Source organism: Stenotrophomonas sp. S39 (assembly GCF_016624665.1).
Taxonomy (GTDB): domain Bacteria; phylum Pseudomonadota; class Gammaproteobacteria; order Xanthomonadales; family Xanthomonadaceae; genus Stenotrophomonas.
Window position 1 is genome coordinate 1 of record NZ_JACVTT010000015.1, and the last position, 23,160, is coordinate 23,160.

At 68.8% G+C, this 23,160-nt stretch carries 20 protein-coding genes; 11 read left to right on the forward strand and 9 right to left on the reverse strand.

Annotation, left to right across the window (positions count from 1 at the left end):
- The coding region (locus IAE41_RS06325) for a CDP-glycerol glycerophosphotransferase family protein (protein ID WP_200732527.1) at positions 1-966 on the reverse strand (966 nt) is incomplete at its 3' end.
- Between IAE41_RS06325 and IAE41_RS06330 the strand changes: the two genes are divergently transcribed.
- The gene (locus tag IAE41_RS06330; protein ID WP_079223633.1) at positions 965-1,771 is read left to right on the forward strand and encodes a glycosyltransferase family 2 protein; all 807 of its coding nucleotides are present in this window, start codon (positions 965-967) and stop codon (positions 1,769-1,771) included. The genes IAE41_RS06325 and IAE41_RS06330 overlap by 2 nt on opposite strands.
- A 255-nt stretch (positions 1,772-2,026) precedes the next feature.
- On the opposite strand, the gene IAE41_RS06335 is transcribed toward IAE41_RS06330, so the two are convergent.
- From IAE41_RS06335 to def, 5 genes are all read right to left on the reverse strand, one after another.
- Positions 2,027-3,331, reverse strand: a complete 1,305-nt coding sequence (locus IAE41_RS06335; RefSeq protein ID WP_200732493.1) for an O-antigen ligase — start codon at positions 3,329-3,331, stop codon at positions 2,027-2,029.
- Positions 3,332-3,426: 95 nt separating this feature from the next.
- Entirely contained in the window at positions 3,427-5,142 is a 1,716-nt protein-coding gene (locus IAE41_RS06340) for a glycosyltransferase family 39 protein (protein ID WP_079223637.1), read from the reverse strand.
- Between the two features lie 22 nt (positions 5,143-5,164).
- On the reverse strand, positions 5,165-6,496 hold the full coding sequence (gene rsmB, locus IAE41_RS06345) for a 16S rRNA (cytosine(967)-C(5))-methyltransferase RsmB (RefSeq protein ID WP_200732494.1): 1,332 nt from the start codon (positions 6,494-6,496) through the stop codon (positions 5,165-5,167).
- A 4-nt stretch (positions 6,497-6,500) separates the two neighbouring features.
- On the reverse strand, positions 6,501-7,424 hold the full coding sequence (fmt, locus tag IAE41_RS06350) for a methionyl-tRNA formyltransferase (RefSeq protein ID WP_200732495.1): 924 nt from the start codon (positions 7,422-7,424) through the stop codon (positions 6,501-6,503).
- Between the two features lie 121 nt (positions 7,425-7,545).
- Positions 7,546-8,058, reverse strand: a complete 513-nt coding sequence (gene def / locus IAE41_RS06355; protein WP_079223642.1) for a peptide deformylase — start codon at positions 8,056-8,058, stop codon at positions 7,546-7,548.
- Between the two features lie 128 nt (positions 8,059-8,186).
- Here def and IAE41_RS06360 point away from each other — a divergent pair, with 128 nt between their 5' ends.
- From IAE41_RS06360 to IAE41_RS06400, 9 genes are all read left to right on the forward strand, one after another.
- Entirely contained in the window at positions 8,187-9,314 is a 1,128-nt protein-coding gene (locus tag IAE41_RS06360) for a LysM peptidoglycan-binding domain-containing protein (protein ID WP_079223643.1), read from the forward strand.
- Between the two features lie 568 nt (positions 9,315-9,882).
- Positions 9,883-11,016, forward strand: coding sequence for a DNA-processing protein DprA (dprA, locus tag IAE41_RS06365; protein WP_234458343.1), 1,134 nt, complete (start codon positions 9,883-9,885; stop codon positions 11,014-11,016).
- A 43-nt stretch (positions 11,017-11,059) separates the two neighbouring features.
- Positions 11,060-11,533 (forward strand): DUF494 family protein, encoded by a 474-nt coding sequence (locus tag IAE41_RS06370; RefSeq protein ID WP_079223647.1) that lies wholly within the window; start codon positions 11,060-11,062, stop codon positions 11,531-11,533.
- A 39-nt stretch (positions 11,534-11,572) separates the two neighbouring features.
- Positions 11,573-12,307 carry a GYF domain-containing protein gene (locus tag IAE41_RS22715; protein ID WP_200732497.1) on the forward strand — a complete coding sequence of 245 codons (735 nt, stop codon included), beginning with the start codon at positions 11,573-11,575 and terminating at the stop codon, positions 12,305-12,307.
- A 55-nt stretch (positions 12,308-12,362) separates the two neighbouring features.
- Positions 12,363-13,319, forward strand: a complete 957-nt coding sequence (locus IAE41_RS06380; RefSeq protein WP_200732498.1) for an RDD family protein — start codon at positions 12,363-12,365, stop codon at positions 13,317-13,319.
- A 250-nt stretch (positions 13,320-13,569) separates the two neighbouring features.
- Entirely contained in the window at positions 13,570-16,047 is a 2,478-nt protein-coding gene (locus tag IAE41_RS06385) for a DNA topoisomerase I (RefSeq protein WP_200732499.1), read from the forward strand.
- A gap of 167 nt (positions 16,048-16,214) precedes the next feature.
- The gene (locus tag IAE41_RS06390; protein ID WP_200732500.1) at positions 16,215-16,775 is read left to right on the forward strand and encodes a Sua5/YciO/YrdC/YwlC family protein; all 561 of its coding nucleotides are present in this window, start codon (positions 16,215-16,217) and stop codon (positions 16,773-16,775) included.
- 43 nt (positions 16,776-16,818) lie between these two features.
- Entirely contained in the window at positions 16,819-17,526 is a 708-nt protein-coding gene (locus tag IAE41_RS06395; RefSeq protein WP_200732501.1) for a DUF4124 domain-containing protein, read from the forward strand.
- Positions 17,527-17,631: 105 nt separating this feature from the next.
- A complete protein-coding gene (locus IAE41_RS06400) occupies positions 17,632-18,318 on the forward strand; it encodes a hypothetical protein (RefSeq protein WP_200732502.1) in 687 nt (228 codons plus the stop codon).
- A gap of 103 nt (positions 18,319-18,421) precedes the next feature.
- Here the strand turns inward: IAE41_RS06400 and IAE41_RS06405 are convergent, their stop codons facing one another.
- A complete protein-coding gene (locus IAE41_RS06405; protein WP_079223656.1) occupies positions 18,422-19,198 on the reverse strand; it encodes an SDR family oxidoreductase in 777 nt (258 codons plus the stop codon).
- A 111-nt stretch (positions 19,199-19,309) separates the two neighbouring features.
- Between IAE41_RS06405 and IAE41_RS06410 the strand changes: the two genes are divergently transcribed.
- A complete protein-coding gene (locus tag IAE41_RS06410) occupies positions 19,310-19,516 on the forward strand; it encodes a hypothetical protein (protein ID WP_079223657.1) in 207 nt (68 codons plus the stop codon).
- Between the two features lie 85 nt (positions 19,517-19,601).
- On the opposite strand, the gene sppA is transcribed toward IAE41_RS06410, so the two are convergent.
- Both sppA and IAE41_RS06420 read right to left on the reverse strand, forming a co-directional pair.
- A complete protein-coding gene (sppA, locus tag IAE41_RS06415) occupies positions 19,602-21,524 on the reverse strand; it encodes a signal peptide peptidase SppA (protein ID WP_079223658.1) in 1,923 nt (640 codons plus the stop codon).
- A 115-nt stretch (positions 21,525-21,639) separates the two neighbouring features.
- On the reverse strand, positions 21,640-23,004 hold the full coding sequence (locus IAE41_RS06420; RefSeq protein ID WP_108747464.1) for an MATE family efflux transporter: 1,365 nt from the start codon (positions 23,002-23,004) through the stop codon (positions 21,640-21,642).
- Positions 23,005-23,160: the final 156 nt, after the last annotated feature.

Genomic DNA, 23,160 nt, shown 5'->3' on the forward strand with positions numbered 1-23,160 from the left:
TTCGCCGGACAGGAAATCCTCGGTCGCGGTGATCACCCGCTCGCTGGAGCGGCCATCGCGGAACGGGTGGATGGCATCGGCATAACGCACGATCTCGGCCTGCAGCGCCGCCTCCGGGTGCAGCGCGCGCTGCAGCATCGCCGGCAGCTGCGTTGCATCATCGAAGTCGATCATGTGCGGCTTGGGCACGCGGTTGCGGAAGGTCACCACCGGCTTGTGCTGGACGATGAACTCCGAAACGATCGAGGAGGTATCGGACACCAGCACGTCGGCCGCACGCTGGGCGGCCATCACCTGTTCCGGCTCGATGAAGCGCGCATTGGCACCGGCCAGCGCGCGGTAGCGCTCGAACAGTTCCGGCGGGCACTTGGGGTGCAGGGTCAGCAGCCAGTAGCGCTCACCGGCGGCGATATCGGCGGCGATCGGCGCCAGCAGATGCGGGGCCGCACTCAGCCGCTCGGTGAACGTCGAGCCGAACAGGATGACCGGACGCCGGCCGGCCGGCGCACGCAGCGCGGCACTCTCGCCACCATCATCGCGGAACAGCGGATCGAGCTTCGGCCAGCCGGTTTCGGCCACCGCGAAGTGTCCCTGCTGATCGGCGATCTGCCGGAACGGTGCGGTGGTGGCCGGCCCCTGCGTGCAGTACAGGTCGAACATGCCGCGCACCCGGAAGTGGCCACGCGCACTGTCCCGCTTCTCCACGTTGAAGCCATGGAACAGCTGCACCTTGGCCCCGGCGAGGAAGGTCGGCACCCAGTTGGCGGCGCTGAACACCGCGCGCGGGCGCATCGCCAGGGCCTGTTTCAGGCCGATGCTGGGCACCCCCGGCAGGCTGCTGCCAGCCGCGCCGCCCTCGAACCAGGCGGCCACCTCCTGCCCGGACGCGTGCAAGGCCTGCGCCAACGGGGCGAGAATAGGCAGCGCATAGCGCTCCGTCGCAAACAACAGGTACCCGGCCATCATGTCCTCCACGACCGCTCCCATCGAACGGCCTCGCATCTCGGCGTGCATTATCGCGTTCAACGAGGCCGGGCGCATCGGCGACTGCCTGGCCTCGCTGGCCTTCTGCGATGAGATCGTGGTGGTGGACTCGCAGTCCACCGATGCCACCGTGGCCATCGCCGAGGCCGCCGGTGCCCGCGTGCTGCAACGCCCGTTCGATGGTTTCCGCAGCCAGAAGGCGTTCTGCGTCGAGCAGGCCCGCCACGACTGGGTGCTGTGCCTGGACGCCGATGAGCGCGTCAGCCCGGAACTGCGCACGGCCATCGAGCAGGCCCGCGACGGCGGTTTCAGCGGCCACGCCGGCTACCGCTTCGCCCGCCTCTCGGAGTATTTCGGGAAGTTCCTGCGCCACGGCAACGCCTACCCGGACCGGGTGATGCGGCTGTTCGACCGCCGCCAGGGCGGCTGGCGCGGCAAGCGCGAGATCCACGAAGCGGCCAGCGTCGATGGCAGCGTCGGCACCCTGCGCGGTGATCTCATCCACTATCCCTACCGCTCGCTGCAGCAGCAGCTGGCCAAGACCGAGAAGTACGCGCGGATGATGGCCGAGCACGAGTTTGCACGCGGCAAGCGGGCCACTCTGGGCAAGCTGGTGCTGGCGCCGGCCTGGCGGTTCTGGCGCGGCTTCGTGTTCCGCGGTGGCTTCCGCGATGGCTGGCACGGCCTGGTCTACGCCTACGTGCGCGCCAACTACGTGCGGCAGAAGACCATCATGCTGTGGATGCTGGGCAACGGCCAGGCCGTGGCCGACCCGCGCAACGAATGATCCGGCATCTGTGCCGACCAACGGTCGGCACCCACCGGTAGCGGCATGCGATTGATCCGGCATCTGTGCCGACCAACGGTCGGCACCCACTGGCAACTCTGGGCCATGCGGCATCCGTGCCGACCAACGGTCGGCACCCACCGGCAACTCTGGGCCATGCGGCATCTGTGCCGACCAACGGTCGGCACCTACCAGTAGATCCACGCCATGCGTGGATGAGCGCAACGGTCGGCACCTACCACGGCAGAACCCCCGTCAGGCCTTCGCCCGATGGCGTGCGCCTTCCAGCAGCGACAGGCCGGTCAGCAGGCCGACGATGGTCACGTAGAAACTGGCCGTCATCTGGTGGGCGAACATCGACTGGGTCAGCCCGCACAACGCGTAGGCAATGACGATCATCACGCCCGCCGCCGCCGGCCCGCGGAACGTGACCCGCCCGCTGCGCCGGTGCAGATGGACGAACACCCACAGCGGCACGCCGTACACCGCGATCAGCATCAGCAGGCCGGGCAGGCCCTGGGTCGCCGCCCATTCGGCCACGTCGTTGTGTGCATGGCCCAGGTGGCAGCGCTCTTCGTCGGGGTCTTCGCGGCAGGCCGGCACGCGCTGCATGGCGCTGTCGAAGTGGCCAATGCCCACACCCGTCAACGGATGGTCGAGGAAGGTCTGCCAGGCCACCTGCAGGCGCTCGACGCGCGCACCGGCAGAGGAATCGACGTCGCCCTGCTCCAGCTTCTGCACATCGCTGTGCAGTTCGGTCAGGCGCACCTGGTGGCGCAGTTCGGGCACCGACAGCAGCAGGGTGGCGCCGATGGCCAGCATGCCCGCCAGCACCGACAGGCGGGCCACGCCGGTCCGCCAGCGCAGGCTCAGGGCGAGGACCACCAGCAGCGCCAGCAACGCAGCGAAGACACCGCGGCTGCCGGTCAGCACGATCGTGCCGCAGCCGGCCGCCATGCCGACAATCACCAGCGACCAGCGTCGCGACGGGCGGCAGAACACCAGCAGCACCATCAGCATGACCACGATGTCGGCCAGCACGATGGCATTGGTGGTGAGCTCGGCACGCGGCGCGCCCTGCAGCACCTGCACCAGCGACAGCACGAAGCTGCCCAGCAGGCCGGCCAGCGCGCCGCGCCAGAGCCAGCGCAGATCCGGGCGCAGCGCACAGACCCACAGTGCGATCCACGGGATGACCAGGAACCGCGAACGGTTGTCGACATCACGCAGGCCCTGCTCGAACAGCAGCACCGACAGCAGGCCCAGCGCCACCGCCGCCAGCATCAGCGCGGTCAGCGCACGCACGGGCATGCCGCCCATGCCCCGCGCACGCCACAGCAGCTCTGGTGCCAGCAGCGTGCTGACCAGCAGGGTCAATGCATACGGCAACAGGTTCACCGGTACGGTCAGTACCAGCGCCGGCATGCAGAACAGGCCGATCTGCGCGATCCAGTGCGCAGCGCCAAGGCGACCGCCGGCAGGCGCGGGCAACGGATCGGCGCGGGTGGGGCTCAGGTTGTCCGGTGAAGCTGGCACGTCGGGATTGATCGCTGCGGTCATGCGGAAGAAAACGGCGGCCCATGTCGCAGACCGCCCGCCTGATGTTTTACTGCCTTTGTGCACGCTTGGGCAGTCTGGACAATCCAGCCGCCACGTTATTGCTCGTTTCTCTGCAACCGCCGTTCACGTTTCAGTTCGGCTTCGGTCGGCACGCAGGGGCCATGCACCGCTCCGGCCGGTACCAACCACCAACGGCGACGGTTGGCGACACCGGCCAGCACCGCCCCGTCGCGGTCCACGCAGCCCAGCAGCGCGTCCTCGTGGGCCAGCAGCCAGCGCCGCTGCGGCGACAGCTGTTGCCACTGCACGCCCGCCTGCAGCTGCTCATGCCAGGGCACGGTGAAACCAAAGGTTGCTGCCGGGCGGTCCACCATCAGCAGGTTCTGTTCCTTCCAGGCCACCAGGCCCAGCTCCGCATCGGCACCGATGCGCGCCCCGACCGAGCGCATCAGGCCGCGGGCCGAGCTGGAATCATTCAGCACCGGGTAGCCGACCAGGCTGTACAGCACCCACACCACGGCCAGCATCGAGACCAGCGCCAGGTGCCGCCGGGCCGGGCCGAACAGCAGCAGGCTGGCAATGCCGGCACCGCCCATGGCCAGCGCCGCCCACGCCATTGCCTCCATCGCCCCCGGGGCCAGGCCACGCTCCAGCACCAGCCTTGCCTCGAAACCGGGCGTGCCGAGCAGGGCCGACGCGCCGGCGGCCAGGGTGCCCAGCGCCAGCAGCAGGGTGAAGCCGCCCAGCAGCCGCTGGACGTCACGCCGGCGCAGCAGCCCTGGTATCAGGGGCGCCAGGGCCAGGCAGAACATCGGCAGCGTGGGCAGGATGTAGACGTCGCGCTTGCCGTGCGGAATGGAGAAGAACAGCACGATCAGCAGCCACCAGCCCAGCAGCAGCAGGTAGCGTGCATCGCGCCGCTGCAGGCGCCGCCGCCACGCCGGGATCGCCCATGGCAGGGCCAGGAACGCCGGTATCCACATCGATGGCATCGTGCCCAGGAAATACCACCACGGCTGGTGGTGATCCCACGACTGCGTGTAGCGCTTGGCCGTCTGCCGGAACAGGATGTCGTCCAGGTAGGCCTGGTACTCGCCCGACTTCGTCGCCAGCGCGGTCATCACCATCGGCACCAGCCACAACGCGGCGGCCAGCACGAAGGCCAGCGGCGCCAGCCAGAAACGCAGGTCGCGCGCATGCAGGCGCACCCGCGGCCAGTGCCGTGCCGAGGCGATCGCCGCCGGCAGGATCATCAGCAGCGCGAGCATGCCCACGCCCTTGGTGATGACCCCGATGCCGGCGAAGAACCAGCCCGCCCACCACCAGCGCCAGGCCGGCCCCAGCAGCAGGTGGCGCAGCAGCCCGTAGTTGGCCAGGGTGATGAACAGCACCAGCAGCGGGTCGATCTGCGCCTTCTTGGCCTGGAAGGTGAACTGCAGCGCGAACAGCAGCGCCCAGCCGGCGTACAGGCCGACCCGGCGCGTCCACAGCCGCCGGCCCAGGTCGACCACGCACCACAGGGTACCCAGCGCGGCGATCAGCGAGGGCAGCAGGAAGGCCACCCGCCAGTTGCCGATCACGCTGTAGAGGGTGGCCTGCCACCACATCAGCATGGGCGGCTTGTCCGAATACAGCTCCAGCCCCCGGTGCGGGAACAGCCACTGGCCGCTGTCCACCATCTGCTTGGCGACCAGCGCGAAACGTGGCTCGTCCGACGGCCAGGGGTCGCGCAATCCGAGCCCCGCGCCAAGCACAAGCAGGGCCATCACTACGAACAACCACGTCTCGCGTGACGCGCGGGTTTTCAGCATGAGGACTTGGACAGCGGAGAGGTCAGGCTGTTTTTAGCAGACGCGCGTAGAAGAATCCGTCAGCATCGTCTTCACCGGGCAGGCGCTGGCGGGCGATGCCCTCGCAGTCCAGGCCGAAAGCGTCATCCAGCGGCGCCGCCTGGGCATCCGGATGCCACTTCAGGAAGGCGCGCACCTGGTCCACGTTCTCCGCGCGCAGGATGGAACAGGTGGCATACAGCAGCACGCCGCCGGGGCGGAGCATCGCCCAGCAGGCTTCCAGCAGGCGCGCCTGCACCCCCACCAGCGCTTCGACGTCCTCGGCACGGCGGTGGAACATCACGTCCGGTTGGCGGCGGATGACGCCGGTGGCCGAACACGGGGCATCCAGCAGGATGGCGTCGAACAGGGTGCCATCCCACCAGGCCGCGGTATCGCTGGCGTCGGCCACCTGGGTCTGCACGTGCTCGCCCACGCCGGTGCGCGCATAGGTGTCCTTGGCCCGGGCCAGGCGCCGCGCATCGATGTCCAGCGCCAGCAGGCGCAGGCTCGGGTCGCGTTCCAGCAGGTGCGCGGACTTGCCACCCGGGGCGGCACAGGCGTCCAGCACCCGCGCACCGGCCGGCGGCGCCAGCGCATCGGCCGCGCACTGCGCCGACAGGTCCTGCACCGACAACGCGCCTTCGGCAAACCCCGGCAGCTGGTTGACCGGGCTGGCCACGGCCAGGCGCAGCGCATCGGCGCTCAGCGGGCTGGCCTCGGCGGCAATGCCGGCCTCGGCCAGTGCGGCCAGCGCCTTGTCGCGGCCACCGAGCTGGCGGTTGGCGCGCAGCCACAGCGGGGCCGGCTGCAGGCTGGCGCTGAAGATCGCCTCGGCCTGCTGCGGCCAGTCGCGCTCGACCGCCTCGGCCAGCCAGGCCGGGAACGCGTCGCGCGCGGGTTGTTCGGGGAAGCCTTCGCGCTGCGCACGGCGCAGGATGGCGTTGACCAGGCCGGCCTGGCGCTCGCGACCCAGCGCGCGCGCGGCGTCGACGGTGGCCGACAGCGCCGCATGGGCCGGCAGTTCCAGCACGTCCAGCTGGGCGAAACCGACCATCAGCAGGGTGCGCAGGTCGGCATCGCGCGCCGACAGCGGCTTCTGCATCCACGCCTGCAGCGCGGCGTCATAGGTGCTGCGACGGCGCAGCACGGCGAAGCACAGGGCTTCCAGCAGCGCGCGGTCACGGGTATCGGCCAGCTTGGGCAGGGCCCAGGCCAGTTCGGCCTTCAGCGAACGGCCACGGGTGAACACCTGGGCCAGCACGCGGGCGGCCAGCATGCGGGTCGCAGCGCCCGGCGCGGCCTTGGCAATGGAGAAATCGTTCTGCTTCGACACCGGCTTACGCTCCCACGCGCAGATCGCGGCGCGCATTGAGGTAGTCGGCGGCGGTGATCGCCTTGCCGCCCTCGCGCTGCAGTACGCGCAGGCGCAGGGCGCCCTGCCCGCAGGCAATGTCGATGCCTTCGCGGCCGGCGGCCAGCACGGTGCCCGGGGCCTGGCCGTGGGCCAGATCCAGCGCTACCGCGCCATGGATGCGCACGCGCTCGCCGGCCAGTTGCGCCTCGGCGATCGGCCACGGGTTGAACGCGCGCACGGTGCGCGCCAGTGCCTGCGCGTCCTGCGCCCAGTCCAGCTTCGCTTCGGCCTTGTCCAGCTTGTGTGCGTAGGTGACGCCTTCGGCCGGTTGCGGCCGCGCGATCGGCTTGATGCCCGCGCGCAGCAGGCCCAGGCCGTCGGACAGCACCTGCGCGCCCAGCGCGGCCAGCGAATCATGCAGGTCGCCGCCGGTGGCGGTGGCGGCAATGGCCAGCTCCTGGTGCAGCAGCACGGGGCCGGTATCCAGGCCCGCTTCCATCTGCATCAGGCACACGCCGGTGGTGGCATCGCCGGCCTGGATCGCGCGCTGGATCGGCGCGGCGCCACGCCAGCGCGGCAGCAGCGAGGCGTGCACGTTCCAGCAGCCGTGGGTCGGGATGTTCAGCACGGCGCGGGGCAGGATCAGGCCGTAGGCCACCACCACCATCAGGTCCGGCTGCAGGTCACGCAGCTGCTGCTGGGCGGCCTCGTCCTTCAGGGTTTCCGGCTGGTAGACGGGAATGCCACGGGCGACCGCTTCGAGCTTGACCGGCGACGGCGCCAGGCCACGGCCACGGCCGGCCGGGCGGTCGGGCTGGGTGTAGACGGCCACGACCTCGTGATGGCGCGCGGCCGCACGCAGCGACGACACCGCGAATTCCGGCGTACCGGCAAAGACAATCCTCATGGCTACCCCACTTGCAGGATGGATTCGTGCAGAAAGAACAACGGCGCCGTCGGCCGGCGCCGTACAGCCCGCGCCGTAAGCGCAGGCAGGGGCCGCCGTGAAGGGCGGCCCGCGATGGCGGTCAGGCGACGTGCTTGCGCTGCTTGGCCAGCTTCTTGCGGACCATTTCGCGCTTCAGCGGCGAGAGGTAATCGATGAACAGCTTGCCGTCCAGGTGGTCCATCTCATGCTGCACGCACACGGCCAGCAGGCCGTCGGTGCTCAGCTCCTGCGGCTGCCCCTGGCGGTCCAGGAACTTCACCGTGATGGAATCGGCGCGGGTCACGTCGGCGAAGATGCCGGGCACCGACAGGCAGCCTTCCTGGTACACCTGGCCCCCGTCCTTGGCGACGATTTCCGGGTTGATGAACACCCGCGGTTCGTTCTTCTCTTCGCTCACGTCGATGACCATGAAGCGTTTGTGCACGTCCACCTGGCTGGCGGCCAGGCCGATGCCCGGGGCGTCGTACATGGTCTGGAACATGTCGTCGATGAGGGTCTGGAAGGCCGGGGTGGTGACCTCGGCGGCATCGATCAACGCAGCCTTGGTACGCAGGCGCGGATCGGGGAACTCAAGAATGGGGAGCAGGGCCATGGCTGTTTCCGGGTTGGGGCCGGGGATACGCCGGCATACGTCGCAGATTCTATCTGCAACGCTTGCCTTGCGCCCCGGTTTCTGGACTATAGTGCGCGAACCTGTTGGGGAATCAGGGCTTCGCACCTATGTTGCTTCGTTTTCGTACGGTCGTCGCTGCGGCGATGCTGACCGTGGCTGCCTATGCTACCGCCGTTGAAGTGAACGGCGGGCACCCGGACACCTATGTGGTCCGCAAAGGGGACACGCTGTGGGACATCGCAGGACGTTTCCTGCAGAAACCCTGGCTGTGGCCCGAGATCTGGCAGGCCAATCCGCAGATCGCCAACCCGCATCTCATCTACCCGGGTGACGTGCTGAGCCTGGCCTACCTGGACCGCGTGACGGCCCAGCCCGGCCCGCGCACGGAAGCCCCGGTGACCGGCGTGCCGCTTTCGGAGGTCGAGCCCTTCCTGAAGCAGCTGAGCGTGGTCGACAGCATCGACCAGCTGCCCTACGTGGCCGGCCTGGAAGACAACCGCCTGCGCGCCACCAGCGGCCAGACCGTCTATGTCCGCCTGGCCGATGCCCAGGTGGGCCAGCGCTGGGCCGTGGTCCGCCCGACCGTGCGCTACGGCCAGCCCAAGCCGACCGAGGACCTGACCGCCAACGGCGATGTCACCCCGGGCAGCGGCAACCTGTGGCAGGCCTACAACGCACCCAACCACCGCCGCGGCGTGCTGGGCTATGAACTGGCCCAGGTCGGCCTGGGCACCCTGACCAAGGTGGCTGGCGGCAAGACGGAAGCCTCCACCCTGGTGCTGGACGCCAACACCAACGGCCGCGAAGTGCGCGCCGGTGACCGCCTGGTCCCGGTCGAAGCCCAGCCGTACGACCTGCAGTTCTTCCCGCATGTGCCGGCTGCCAGCCTGGAAGGCCTGGACGTGCGCGTGCTGGCCGTGACCGACATGTTCAATGCCGGCGGCCCGCGCGACGTCATCGCCATCTCGGCCGGCCGCAGCCAGGGCGTGGACAACGGCACGGTGTTCTCGCTGTGGCGCCAGGGCAGCCATGTCGCCCACCGCATGAAGTACCCGAATTCCTCGCGCATGGACGATTCGCCGTCCACCGGCGCGGGCCGGGTCAGCCTGCCGGACGAGTACGCCGCCCACGCAATGGTGTTCCGCACCTTCGACAACGTCAGCTATGCGCTGGTGATGCAGGGCGTGAAGCCGGTGAAGGTGGGCTACAGCGCCCAGCACCCGGACGCGAAGTAGAGTCGACCGTTGGTCGACTGCTCTCCCAACCGCGCGCGGTAGTCGACCAACGGTCGACTCTACCCGCCTTCGGCGGACTCCCCTGACAGCAACATGCGAAGGCGCCCCAGGGCGCCTTCGTCGTTTGGCAGGCCCCAACCGCCCGCGAAAACCCCGCGCTGCGCGCGGTAGTCGACTGACAGTCGACTCTACCCAGCGGGCGACCCCGGTAGAGTCGACCGTTGGTCGACTGCTCTCCCAACCGCCCGCGACAGTCGACCAACGGTCGACTCTACCCGCCTTCGGCGGACTCCCCTGACAGCAACATGCGAAGGCGCCCCAGGGCGCCTTCGTCGTTTGGTAGGCCCCAACCGCCCGCGAAAACCCCGCGCTGCGCGCGGTAGTCGACTGACAGTCGACTCTACCCAGCGGGCGACCCCGGTAGAGTCGACCGTTGGTCGACTGCTCTCCCAACCGCCCGCGACAGTCGACCAACGGTCGACTCTACCCGCCTTCGGCGGACTCCCCTGACAGCAACATGCGAAGGCGCCCTAGGGCGCCTTCGTCGCCCGTGGCCGATAGTCGGGCGATGCCTGATTCCACCCCCGCCCCCGATGCCCTCGCCCGCCTGGTCCTGGCCGGCGGCCCGCTGGCGCCACGCCGCGCCCTGCTGCTGGCCAGCGGCAATGCCGACGCCGCCCTCGCCCTGGGGGTGGCCGGCTGGCGCGCCCATGGCTGTTCGGCCCAACAATGCGCAGCACTGCAGCAGCCCGACCCCGCAGCGCTGGCCACCACCCTGCGCTGGCTGCAGCAACCGGGCCGGCAGTTGCTGGGCTGCGCCGACCCCGCCTTTCCGCCATTGCTGCAGGACATCCCGCAGCCCCCGCTGGCCCTGTTCGTGGCCGGTGACGCCAGCCTTGCCTGGCATCCCGCAGTGGCGGTGGTCGGCAGCCGCTCGCCGACGCCCACCGGGCGCGCCCTCGCCGCCCGCTTTGCCGGTTGCTTCGTCGAGGCCGGCCTGGCGGTGACCAGCGGCCTGGCGGCCGGCATTGATGCGGCCGCCCATGCCGCCGCGCTGGATGCGGGCGGGCGTACGGTCGCGGTCATCGGGACCGGCCCGGACCAGGCCTACCCGCCCGGCAATGTCCGCCTGCAGGCCCGCATCGCCGACGAAGGTGCCGTGCTGAGCGAGTACCCACCGGGCACCCCGGCGCGGGCGGGGCAGTTTCCGGCGCGCAACCGGCTGGTGGCCGGGCTGGCCCTGGCCACGGTGGTCATCGAGGCCGCGCAGCGCTCCGGCGCCCTGATCACCGCGCGCCTGGCGGCGGAGGCCGGGCGCGAGGTCGGCGCAGTGCCCGGTTCGGTGCTGAACCCGCGCGCGGCCGGCTGCCACCGGCTGATCCGTGAAGGCGTGGCCCTGATCGAGCGGCCCGAAGACATGCTGGAGCTGTTGGCCCCTGCCCTGCGCCAGCAACTGCCCGGCTTGCAAAGCCGCCTTGCCACCCCCACTGAACAGGCTTCGCCGGCAGACCTGCCGGACCGGTGGGCGAACGACCCTGACTACCAGAGCTTGTGGCAGGCACTGGACCACAACCCAAGCGGTATGGATTCATTGATCACGCGTTGTGGATTGACGGCGCCTGAGGTGTCCTCCATGCTGCTGGCCATGGAACTGGCGGGAATCGTGGTGTGCGTACACGGCCGCTACTGTCGAACTCCCTAGTTTCTTCACCTCCACAGCGTCGCCCGACGCAGGCCGAGGGGCAATGAAAGAGAGCATCCTTGACGTACTGTTGTACCTGTTTGAACACTATTTCAGCGAAGATGCGGACCTGATCCGCGACCGCGACTCGCTGCAGAATGGCCTGATCCAGGCCGGTTTCAGCCCCACCGAGATCAACAAGGCCTTCGACTGGCTCGACGCGCTGGCTGCCCAGCGGCCGAGCGTGGCGCAGGCCCGGGTCGACGGTCCCGTGCGCGTTTTCCACGGCCCCGAGCTGGACAAGCTGGATGTGGAATGCCGCGGCTTCCTGCTGTACCTGGAGCAGCACGGCATCCTCGACGCCGACCAGCGCGAGCTGGTGCTGGACCGTGCCATGGCCCTGGACCAGGACGAACTGGACCTGGACGACCTGAAGTGGGTCGTGCTGATGGTGCTGTTCAACCAGCCGGGCGCCGAAGCGGCCTATGCCTGGATGGAAACGCAGATGTTCATGGACGAGCCAGAACCCCTGCACTGACCTTACACTTGGGGACCGAGCGCATTCAGGAGCGTCCCCGTGAGTGAGTGGTTTCACGCCCAAGGCAACCGCCAGCAAGGCCCGTTGCCGGCGGAACAGTTGATCGAGCTTTTCCGCAGCAACGAAATCACCCTGGACACCCTGGTCTGGCGCGACGGGCTGCCGCAATGGCAGCCCTTGCGCAGCATGGTCGACGAACTTGGCCTGATCGTGCCGGCCGTGGACGCCCCGGCCGCTGCCCCGCCACCGCCGCCGGCCGCTCCGCAACCGCCCATCCTGCCGCCGGAAGCGCCTTACCGCGCCGCCGCCAGCGCGGCCTTGCCGCCGCCGAAGAAGGGCCTGTCCGGCTGCGCGCTGACCGCCATCATCGGTGGCGTCGCCCTGCTGGTACTGGTGCCGATCGTGGCCATCCTGGCCGCGATCGCCCTGCCCGCCTACAACGACTACACCGTACGCACCAAGGTCGCCGTCGCGGCCGATGCGCTGCACCCGCTGCAGGCGCAGGTTGAACATTTCGCTGAAGAGCAGGGGCGCTGCCCAGGCGCCAACGACGCCGGCTTCCCGGCCCCTGGCGACTTCACCCAGGTCGGCCTCTCGGCGGTGAACATCGGCCGCTTCAACAACGGCCACTGCGGTATCGAGGGGACGCTGGCGATGCCCGGCAAGAGCATCGACGGCGATCTACTGTGGCTGGAATACGATCGCGACAGCGGCCGCTGGGAATGCACCGGCGAAAGCGACAACAAATACCTGCCGAAGGCGTGCCACAGCTGAGCCGCCGGCCGCGCAGGCTGCATGACTTCCAAGGACGACCCAACAGGGGACAGCAATGACTGAGTGGTATTTTGCCGAAGGACAGCAACGCCAGGGACCGTTCCCGGTCACCGAGATCCGCCAGCGCTTCCAGCGCGGACAGCTGACCCTGGACACGCTGGTGTGGCGCGAGGGCATGGGCCAGTGGGCCGCCCTGCGCCAGGTGGTGGACGAGCTGGGCCTGCAGACCCTGGCCGAAGCCAGCGAAAGCACCGCCTCGGGCGGCTTCGACCTGCGCGGTGACTATGCCGCCATCGACAACGGCACCGCGCCGCTGCCGGGTACCGGCGCACTCAGCTCGCCCTACAGCGCCCCCAGCGCCGCAGGCGGCTATGCCGACACCACGGTGGTGACCGGTGGCGAGGTGGTCTATGCCGGGTTCTGGAAGCGCTTTGCCGCAGCCTCCATCGATTCCATGGTGATGATCGGCGTGCTGGTCGTGGTGTTCGTGGTCGGCGCGATGATGTTCGGCGGCATGACCGCTTTCATGGGCGACCTCAATTCGCCGGAAAGCTCCCCGGGCATGATGCTGTTCATCGTGCTGGGCGTGTACGGGCTGCCGACCGTCATCCAGGCCGTGTACTTCACCATGATGCACGCCTCCGCCCGCCAGGCCACGCTGGGCAAGATGGCCGTCGGCATCAAGGTCGTCCGCACCGATGGCCAGCGCCTGGGTACCGGCCGCAGCCTGGGCCGCTGGGCCGCGCTGTTCCTGTCCTATGTGTTCAGCTGTGGCCTGGCCTACATCGTCTCTGGCTTCATGGCCGGCATGACTGCCCGCAAGCAGGGCCTGCACGACATGATCGCGGACACCCTGGTGGTGGACAAATGGGCCTACACCGACCACCCGGACCGCCAGCGCCACGAACTGGGCACGGTCACCGTGGTGGTCATCGTGCTGGCGATACTGGCCGCGCTGGCCTATGCCGGCCTGCTGGTGATGAGCGTGGTGATGGCTGCCAGGCAGTCGTAAGCCCGCCCCCCGCCCCGGCCCACGACAGGGCATGAGGGACGGGGGAATCGCCGTCCCGCCACGCTTTTCCTCACACCGGGCCGCTTGACACGGATGGCTCGGGCGTGATTCCTCTAATAAGGAAACCTGAACGCCCGGCACATTACCGGGCGTTCAGTTTATGGATTTGCCCGTGGCCGCTTCACTAATGCGGCCGTTTGCTCCACCCTAGCGGCCCCTTCCCCCGGTCCGCCCACAGACCTTTCCCGACATGCCCAAGCACCTGCTCATCGTCGAATCGCCGGCCAAGGCCAAGACGATCAACAAATACCTCGGCAAGGATTACACCGTCCTGGCCTCGTATGGGCATGTGCGCGACCTGATCCCGAAGGAAGGCGCGGTCGACCCGGACAACGGGTTCGCCATGCATTACGACGTCATCGACAAGAACGAGAAGCACGTCGATGCCATCGCCAAAGCCGCCAAGGGCGCCGACGACATCCTGCTGGCGACCGACCCGGATCGCGAGGGTGAAGCGATCAGCTGGCATATCGCCGAGATCCTGAAGGAACGCGGGCTGGTCAAGGACAAGCCGATGCAGCGCGTGGTCTTCACCGAGATCACCCCGCGCGCCATCAAGGAAGCCATCAACCAGCCGCGGGCCATCGCCAGCGACCTGGTGGACGCCCAGCAGGCGCGACGCGCGCTGGACTACCTGGTCGGCTTCAACCTGTCGCCGGTGCTGTGGCGCAAGGTGCAGCGCGGCCTGTCCGCCGGCCGCGTGCAGAGCCCGGCGCTGCGCATGATCGTCGAGCGCGAGGAGGAGATCGAAGCCTTCATCGCCCGCGAATACTGGTCCATCGGCGCCGAGTGCGCGCACCCCAGCCAGCACTTCAACGCCAAGCTGATCAAGCTGGACGGGCAGAAGTTCGAGCAGTTCACCGTCACCGACGGCGACACCGCCGAGGCTGCCCGCCTGCGCATCCAGCAGGCGGCGCAGGGCTCGCTGCACGTCACCGACGTGGCCAGCAAGGAGCGCAAGCGCCGTCCGGCGCCGCCGTTCACCACGTCCACCCTGCAGCAGGAAGCCTCGCGCAAGCTCGGCTTCACCACCCGCAAGACCATGCAGGTGGCGCAGAAGCTGTACGAAGGCGTCAACATCGGCGACGAAGGCACGGTCGGCCTGATCTCGTACATGCGTACCGACTCGGTGAACCTGTCGCAGGACGCACTGGCCGAGATCCGCGACGTGATCGCCCGTGACTACGGCATCGCCTCGCTGCCGGACCAGCCCAACACCTACCAGACCAAGTCCAAGAACGCCCAGGAAGCGCACGAAGCCGTGCGCCCGACCTCGGCCCTGCGGACCCCGGCCCAGGTCGCACGTTTCCTCACCGACGACGAGCGCCGCCTGTACGAGCTGATCTGGAAGCGTGCGGTGGCCTGCCAGATGATCCCGGCCACGCTCAACACCGTCAGCGTCGACCTGTCCGCCGGCAGCGAACACGTGTTCCGCGCCAGCGGCACCACCGTGGTCGTGCCTGGCTTCCTGGCCGTGTACGAGGAAGGCAAGGACAACAAGAGCGCCGAGGACGAGGATGAAGGCCGCAAGCTGCCGGCGATGAAGCCGGGCGACCGCATTCCGCTGGAACGCATCGTGGCCGACCAGCATTTCACCCAGCCGCCGCCGCGCTTCACCGAAGCGGCCCTGGTGAAGGCGCTGGAAGAGTACGGCATCGGCCGTCCGTCGACCTACGCCTCGATCATCCAGACCCTGCTGTTCCGCAAGTACGTGGAAATGGAAGGCCGCAGCTTCCGCCCGTCCGACGTCGGCCGTGCGGTGTCCAAGTTCCTGTCCAGCCACTTCACCCAGTACGTGGACTACGACTTCACCGCCAAGCTCGAGGACGAGCTCGATGCCGTCTCGCGCGGCGAGGAAGAGTGGATCCCGCTGATGGCCCGCTTCTGGGAACCGTTCAAGGAGCTGGTGGAAGACAAGAAGGAATCGGTCGACCGTGCCGAGGCCAGCGGTGCCCGTGAACTGGGTACCGACCCCAAGACCGGCAAGCCGGTCAGCGTCCGCCTGGGCCGTTTCGGGCCGTACGCGGCCATCGGCAGCACCGCCGAGGACGCCGAGGAGAAGCCGAAGTTCGCCTCGCTGCGCCCCGGCCAGTCGATGCACACCATCTCCCTGGAAGACGCGCTGGAACTGTTCCTGATGCCACGCGCGCTGGGCGAGGACAACGGTGAGCCGGTCAGCGTCGGCATCGGTCGTTTCGGCCCGTTCGCCAAGCGCGGCAGCACCTACGCCTCGCTGAAGAAGGAAGACGACCCCTACACCATCGACCTGGCCCGTGCGGTGTTCCTGGTCGAGGAGAAGGAAGAGATCGCGCGCAACCGGATCATCAAGGAATTCGAGGGCAGCGACATCCAGGTGCTGAACGGCCGTTTCGGCCCGTACATCAGCGACGGCAAGATGAACGGCAAGATCCCCAAGGATCGTGAGCCGGCCTCGCTGACCCTGGCCGAAGTGCAGCAGCTGATGGAAGAAACCGGCAAGCCGGTGCGCAAGGGCTTCGGCGCCAAGAAGGCCGCTGCGAAGAAGGCACCGGCCAAGAAGGCGGCAGTGAAGAAGGAAGCCGCGCCGAAGAAGGCGGCGGCCAAGAAGGCCCCGGCGAAGAAGGCTGCAGCGAAGAAGGCTCCGGCCAAGAAGGCGGCAAAGAAGGCCGTCAAGAAGGCCGCGAAGTAGATCCACGCCATGCGTGGATGATCTGCCGGAATGTGCGGACCAACGGTCCGCACCCACGGTCACACTTGGCCGGCATGTGCGGACCAACGGTCCGCACCCACCACCCACCACCCGTTCTGCACGCCGCAGGGGGATAATGGAGGCCCACGTCGGGCCGGCCATCCCCCATGAAACAACTCACCCTCGATACTGCTGTGGCCACGCTGCGCACGGGAGGCGTGATCGCCTACCCGACCGAAGCCGTCTGGGGCCTGGGTTGCGACCCCGCGCATGAGGCGGCGGTGCACATGGTGCTGCGCCTGAAGCAGCGCCCGGTCGAGAAAGGCATGATCCTGGTCGCCGCCGACCTGCCGCAGCTGGAAGGCTGGGTCCGCCTGGAGGCCCTGCCCGATGCGCGGCAGCGCGCGGTGCTGGCCAGCTGGCCCGGCGCCAACACCTGGATCCTGCCCGCCGGCCCCCGCGCGCGCCACTGGGTGACCGGTGAACACAGCGGCATTGCCGTGCGCATCAGCGCCCACCCGCTGGTATCGGCGCTGTGCCGCGCCTGGGGCGGGCCGCTGGTGTCCACCAGCGCCAACCTGGCCGGTGAGCCGCCCGCGCGCAGCCGCGAAGAACTGGACCCGCGCCTGCTGCGGCTGCTGGACGGCCTCCTCGATGGCCAGACTGGTGGCCTGGCCCAGCCGACGCCCATCCGCGATGCGCTCAGCGGCAGCATCCTGCGCTCCTGATGCGCCGATTGCGCCGCCACGGCAATGCGTGCAGGCTGCAGCCATGAAGCTGCTGCGCCCTGCCCTGTGCCTGGCACTGTCGATGCCATTGGCGGCCCTTGCCGCCGATGACGTGCGGATCTACCGCTGCGTCGGCAGCAATGGCGCCGTCGCCCTGCAGGACAAGCCCTGCAGCAGTGGCCGCCAGGAAGTGCGCGACCTGCAGCGGCCGCGCGACCCGCCGCCGCGTACCGCCAGCACCGATGTTCCGCCACCGGCGCCAGCGGCGACGCCGGACATGGGCGTGCGCGAAGTGCGCCACGTCTACATACAGCCGCCGCAGCCGATGTACGAATGCGTACGCGACGACGGCAGCCGCTATACCAGCGACAACAACGAGGGCAATCCGCGCTGGGTGCCGGTATGGACCACGGTCTGGTACCCGTCGGGCCCCTATGGCGGGCAACGCCCGCGGCCGCCGGGCCCAGGCCCGGGGGGTGGCGCGATTGGCATCGGGCCGCCGCCCGGTGGTGCAGGCATCCCGGTGCACCGGCCTCCGCTCGGCTATGGGGTGAACGTGCCCGGCGGCAACGTGCTGGTGCGCGACGCCTGCACCCAGTTGCCGGCACGCGAAGTCTGCTCGCGCCTGCGCGACCGCCGCTGGGAGCTGGACCGCCGCTACAACAGCGCGCTGCAGAGCGAGCGCACCGCCATCAGCACCGAGCAGCGCGGCATCGACGCGCGCCTGTCGCAGGACTGCAGCGGCGGCTGAACACTCCCGGGTTGGTAGATGCCCACCTTGGTGGGCACCGCTGTTTGCCCGTGCCAACCAAGGTTGGCATCTACGGGGCAGTGGCCGCTGTTGTAGGCTGCTGCCATGAAAAAACTGATCTGGCTGGCGCTGTGCCTGCTGCCCGGCGCTGCGGCAGCTGACGAAATGGTGATCTATCGCTGCACCGGCAGCAGCGACGTGCCTGTCGTGCAGCGCGTGCCGTGCGCGGCCGGCATGAAACAGTCGATCGTGAAGCTGCCCGGGTCTGCACAACCCGCACCGCCGCCAGCCCCCGAACCGACGGCGCCGGCGCCGGCAACCACCCCCGCCCCCCCGCGCGCAGGCCAGGAACGCATCATCAGCGAGGCCTACATGGTCGAACGCGAAGGCGGCGATGCCATCCTCGACAGCGCCATGCTGCCACGCCCCGGCGATGCGACGGTCGATGACACGGCGCTGCCCAAGTCGCCGCTGCCGCCCATCTTCCAGTGCCTGGATTCGCAGGGCGGGCAGTACCTGCACGAGTACGAAGCCTCACCGGGTCGCTGCGAGCTGATGAACGTCAGCGGCCTGGGCGGTGCCACCCCGGTCAATGCCGCCAGCTGCGAGGTGGTCCGCGACCGCTGCACCGAAGTGGCCGAGGCGCAGCGCTGTGGCAGCTGGCAGCAGCGCTTCCGCACTGCACGCGGCCGCGAGCGCTTTGCCTCGGCGGACAACCGCGATGACGCACGCGCCGAGCGCGAACGGCTGCAGGCCGTGCTGGCCGCGAGTGATTGCCGGGTACCGGATTGAGTGCTGCGATCCAAGGTAGTGCCGGCCGCTGGCCGGCTGTGCTGCGATCTGTTGCTGCCGGCCAGCGGCCGGCACTACCCCGCGCACCGTGATTGCGAAAGCGTCAGAACCCGTAACGCAGGAAGCCACCGTCCACCGCGATGCACTCGCCGGTGACATAGCTCGATGCTGGCAGGCACAGGAAACCCACTGCTGCAGCCACTTCCTCCGGTTCACCAATGCGGCGCATCGGCGTGCGGTTGATCACTTCTTCGTAGTAATCGGCATCGGACAACGGGCCGGACGTGCGCCGGGTGCGGATGTACCACGGCGCCACCGCGTTCACGCGGATGCCATCCTCGGCCCATTCCACGGCCAGGTTGCGGGTCATCTGGTGCATGGCGGCCTTGGTCATGCCGTACACCACGCCACTGCGCACATGGGTCAGGCCCGAAACGCTGCCGACATTGACGATGGCCGAGGACGCGTGCCGCGCCAGCAGCGGGTGCGCATAGCGCGACAGCTCGAACGCCGAGAACAGGTTGGTCTCGAAGATCTGGCGCCATTCGTCCTCGGAGTACTCGGTCGCCGCCTTGGTGACATTGCCGCCGGCGTTGTTGACCAGGATGTGCAGGCCATCGCTGTGGTCTTCCACCCAGTCCAGGATCTGCCGGCGGTCTTCGTCATCGGAAACATCGGCGGCCAGCGCGTGCACCTGCATCTGCGGATACACGTCGAGCAGTTCGTCGCGCGCGGTCTCCAGCATGTCGATGTCACGGCCGACGATCATCAGATCAGCACCGAAGCTGGCCAGTTCATGCGCGATCGCCAGGCCGATGCCGGCGCTGGCGCCGGTGATCAGGGCCGTCTGCCCATCCAGGCGCCACCGTTGCTGGGTCATGAGTCCTCCGGGGCCGCGCCCGCTGTATTTCGATGCCGCAAGGATACGCGTCACGGACGGCAGGTGACGACAGTGCGACACTGCCTGCATCACCCGCCCCGGAGCACCACCATGCGTCTGCTGATACCCGCCTGCCTGTCGGTCGCACTGCTGGCCGGTTGCCAGCGGCCGGCCCCGCCCAACCCCGAGAAGCCGCCGGAGCCGCAGGCGCTGGCCAAGGCCATCAATCAGCCACTGGACCGCGCCAACGGCGTGCAGAAGACCGTGGACGACGCTGCTGCACGCGAGCGCAAGGCCGAGGCTGAGGCAACGCAGTAGCGGAATCCGCCGGGCATGGCCCGGCGCTACCAGACAAAAAAACGCCCGGCCGAAGCCGGGCGTTTTCATTGGCGGCAATCGCCGGTCAGAACCCGCAGAAGCAGTACGCCAGTGCCTTCACCGGTGCACCGTTGCCCTTCTCGCGCGCGGCGTTCTCGACGAAGCGTAGCTGGGTGTCCACTTCCGGCATCGTGCGCGCCAGCATCATCCGCGCCATGCCCGAATCGGCCAGCATCCAGGCACCGGCATGGCTGCCGGCGAAACCACTGATGAACTGCGCGAACGGGGTGGCGGGCTTCTCGACGTAACGCACGCGGTACTTGTCTTCATTGCCCAGCTTGGCACGGCTGGCGGCGTCGGCCACCGCGTCCTTCATGCCGCCGAAGGCATCGACCAGGCCGCGTTCCTTGGCCTGTGCGCCGCTCCAGACGCGGCCACGGGCCACTTCGTCGATGGCCTCGACCGGCTTCTTGCGGGCCTCGGCCACGCGGCCGGTGAAGTCGGCATAGCCCTTGTTGATCACCGACTGGATGACCTGGCCCACGGCCGGGTCCATCGGGCGGGTGACATCGAAGGCACCGGCGAAGCGGGTCGTGCCCACGCCATCGGTGTGCACGCCGAACTTGTCCAGCGCGCGGCTGAAGTTGGGGATCATGCCGAAGATGCCGATCGAACCGGTGATGGTCGACGGATCGGCGTAGATGCGATCGGCGTTCATGCTGATCCAGTAACCACCGGATGCGGCCAGGTCGCCCATCGACACCACCACCGGCTTGCCGGCAGCCTGCAGGGCCACCACTTCGCGGCGGATCTGCTCGGAGGCGAACACTTCACCGCCCGGAGAATCCACGCGCAGCACCACGGCCTTGACCTGGTCGTCGTCGCGCGCGGCGCGCAGCAGGGCCGAGGTCGAGTCGCCACCGATGCGGCCGGCCGGCAGGTCGCCACCGCTGATCTCACCGGATGCCACCACCACGGCCACCTGCGGACGGTTGTCCACCGGGTTGCGGCGCGCGTCGAGCTGGCCCATGTAGGACGCGAAGTCGATGTTGCGGAAGCCGCCGTCGGCGTCTTCATCGGCCACGCCGCGCTCGATCATCAGATCCTCGAATTCCTCGCGGGTCTTCAGCGCGGTCACCAGCTTCTGCTGCAGGGCGAACTTGGCCAGGTCGCCACCGGCAGCGGCCACGCCTTCGGGCAGGGTATCGATGCCCGCGGCCAGCTGCGCCGGATCCAGGCGGCGCGCCTTGGCGATGTCGCCCAGGTAGCGCTGCCACACGTCGTTCATCCAGAACAGGTCGGCTTCCTTGGACGCCGGCGAGGCCGCATCCAGCACGTACGGTTCGGCGGCGGACTTGTACTCACCCACCTTGAACAGGTGCACGTCCACGCCCAGCTTGTCCTGCAGGCCGGTGCGGAAGTACTGGCGGTAGCGGCCCAGGCCCTCGAGCACGACCGAGCCCATCGGGTCCAGGTAGACCTCGTCGGCCTGCGCGGCCAGCAGGTACTGCGACTGGCCCATGCTCTGGCTGAAGGCAACGATCTGCTTGCCCGAGGCACGCAGGTCCTGCAGCGCACCGGCCACTTCACGCAGCGAGGCGAAGCCGGACGGCTGCAGCTTGTCCAGTTCCAGCACCACGCGCTCGATCTTCTTGTCGTTCTTGGCCGACTCGATCACCCGCAGCAGGTCGCGCAGCTGCACTTCCTCGGCGCCGTTGTCGCCGACGGCCTTGGCCAGCGCGCGGCTGACCGGGTCGGCGCTGAACTGCTCGACCAGCTTGCCTTCAGGCGCGATCACCAGCGTGGTGCGGTCCTGCAGCGATTTGCTGGCACCGGCACCCATGCCTGCAGCGACGATGAACATCACCACCACCAACAGCAGCAGGCCGAAGAACACCAGGTTGAGGATCAGCCTGCGGGTGAAATTCATCACGTCCCACAGCCCGATGAAGAAACTGGCGACGGGGTTGCGATGCGCCGGGGGCAGCGGGGGCACGGGTTGGTTCATGGAGCGCTCCGGATGGCTTCTTGCCGTGGTAACAGCATAGCCGGTGCCGTGTGAGGCGGCATCGGACACAAGTCAGGGGTTCGCCCGTCACGGGGTGTGGTGACGGGCGCGACGATCATTCCAGGGCCGACTGGCCGATGCGCAGGCTGCTGCGGCGCAGACGCCAGCCCATCAGGATGGCAGCGGCGGTCAGGCCGACGATCAGGCCGATCCACATGCCCTGCGGCCCCATGCCCAGGCCCAGGCCGAGCCCGGCACCGAGCGGCATGCCCAGGCCCCAGTACGCGAACATGGCGATGAACATCGGCACGCGCGTGTCCTTCAGCCCGCGCAGCGCGCCGGCCGACAGCACCTGGATGCCATCGGGGAACTGGAAGGTGGCCGCGTACAGCAGCAGGGTCGACGCCAGACCGGCCACGGCCAGGTCGTTGGTGTAGACGCCCACAATGGCATCGTGGCCGAACAGCAGCACCGCCGCCGACAGCGTCTGCGTGCCCATGATGATCGCGTAGCCGGCCCACGCCGCGCGGCGCACGCCGAAGCCATCGCCACGGCCGACCGCATGGCCCACGCGCACGGTGGTGGCCTCGGCCACGCCCATCGGGATCATGAAGCACAGCTGCGCGACGTTGATCGCGATCTGGTGCGCGGCGGCCTCGTTGGCACCGAGGCGGCCGATCAGCAGCGCGGTGACGATGAACAGGCCGCCCTCCATCAGCACGGTGATGCCGATCGGCAGGCCGGTGCGCAGCAGGTCCCAGATCGCCGCCGGGCGCGGGCCCTCGAAGTGCGAGAACAGCTGCAGGTGGGCGAAGCGCTTGGTGAACCACAGGTAGGTGCCGAAGGCGATGGCCTGCAGCCACATCATCACCGCCGAGGCGATGCCCAGGCCTTCGGCGCCCATTTCCGGGAAGCCGAACTTGCCGTTGGCCAGCACGTAGCCCATCGGCGCCAGCACCAGCAGGCCGCCGAAGCCGAGCAGCATGGTCGGCAGCGTCCAGTGCATGCCCTCGCTGAGATAGCGCATGCAGAAGTACAGGGTCAGCGCCGGGCCACCCCAGCGCACCGCATGCAGGAAGGCCGTGGCCCCCGGCACGATGTCCGGGGCGATGCCGAAGGCCGGCAGCAGCGGCGGCACCACGGTGAGGAAGGTGAACATGATCAGGCCCAGGCCCAGCGCCAGCCACAGCGCCTGGCGGAACAGCGGGCCGATCTCGCGCTCGCGGCCGGCGCCGTGCAGCTGCGACACCGAGGCGGTGAGCGAGATGAGCGTACCGATCGGGATCAGCATCGGCAGCCACAGCAGCGCGGTACCGATGGTCACTGCGGCCAGGGTGGCGGTGGCGTGGTGGCCGGCAATGACGTTGTCGACGAAGGAGATCAGACCGGTGGATACATGGCCCAGCACCAAAGGCAGGGCGAGCAGACCGGTCGCGCCCACTTCCTTGCGGAAGCGCGGCGTGGAGGTTGCAGTAGACATGGGAGTACAGGACGCCAACTACGGTTGCGCGCGAAGGGCACAGGCACCGGGTTGCGGCCGGTCATTTTACGGGCAAACGGTGCCGCCCGCTGGGTAGCGTCGACCGTTGGTCGACTGCTCTTCACGTGGATCCCGGCAACACGCGCGTGCTGCGCG

Excerpts from the sequence above, each read along its gene's own strand:
- IAE41_RS06390 (WP_200732500.1), top strand. The coding sequence starts at position 16,215 with ATGAAACAACTCACCCTCGATACTGCTGTGGCCACGCTGCGCACGGGA.
- fmt (WP_200732495.1), bottom strand. The coding sequence starts at position 7,424 with ATGAGGATTGTCTTTGCCGGTACGCCGGAATTCGCGGTGTCGTCGCTG.
- IAE41_RS06400 (WP_200732502.1), top strand. The coding sequence starts at position 17,632 with ATGAAAAAACTGATCTGGCTGGCGCTGTGCCTGCTGCCCGGCGCTGCG.
- IAE41_RS06330 (WP_079223633.1), top strand. The coding sequence starts at position 965 with ATGTCCTCCACGACCGCTCCCATCGAACGGCCTCGCATCTCGGCGTGC.
- IAE41_RS06370 (WP_079223647.1), top strand. The coding sequence starts at position 11,060 with ATGAAAGAGAGCATCCTTGACGTACTGTTGTACCTGTTTGAACACTAT.
- dprA (WP_234458343.1), top strand. The coding sequence starts at position 9,883 with ATGCCTGATTCCACCCCCGCCCCCGATGCCCTCGCCCGCCTGGTCCTG.
- IAE41_RS06420 (WP_108747464.1), bottom strand. The coding sequence starts at position 23,004 with ATGTCTACTGCAACCTCCACGCCGCGCTTCCGCAAGGAAGTGGGCGCG.
- IAE41_RS06360 (WP_079223643.1), top strand. The coding sequence starts at position 8,187 with ATGTTGCTTCGTTTTCGTACGGTCGTCGCTGCGGCGATGCTGACCGTG.
- IAE41_RS06335 (WP_200732493.1), bottom strand. The coding sequence starts at position 3,331 with ATGACCGCAGCGATCAATCCCGACGTGCCAGCTTCACCGGACAACCTG.
- IAE41_RS06385 (WP_200732499.1), top strand. The coding sequence starts at position 13,570 with ATGCCCAAGCACCTGCTCATCGTCGAATCGCCGGCCAAGGCCAAGACG.
- IAE41_RS06410 (WP_079223657.1), top strand. The coding sequence starts at position 19,310 with ATGCGTCTGCTGATACCCGCCTGCCTGTCGGTCGCACTGCTGGCCGGT.
- IAE41_RS06395 (WP_200732501.1), top strand. The coding sequence starts at position 16,819 with ATGAAGCTGCTGCGCCCTGCCCTGTGCCTGGCACTGTCGATGCCATTG.
- IAE41_RS06340 (WP_079223637.1), bottom strand. The coding sequence starts at position 5,142 with ATGCTGAAAACCCGCGCGTCACGCGAGACGTGGTTGTTCGTAGTGATG.
- def (WP_079223642.1), bottom strand. The coding sequence starts at position 8,058 with ATGGCCCTGCTCCCCATTCTTGAGTTCCCCGATCCGCGCCTGCGTACC.
- IAE41_RS06380 (WP_200732498.1), top strand. The coding sequence starts at position 12,363 with ATGACTGAGTGGTATTTTGCCGAAGGACAGCAACGCCAGGGACCGTTC.
- IAE41_RS06405 (WP_079223656.1), bottom strand. The coding sequence starts at position 19,198 with ATGACCCAGCAACGGTGGCGCCTGGATGGGCAGACGGCCCTGATCACC.
- sppA (WP_079223658.1), bottom strand. The coding sequence starts at position 21,524 with ATGAACCAACCCGTGCCCCCGCTGCCCCCGGCGCATCGCAACCCCGTC.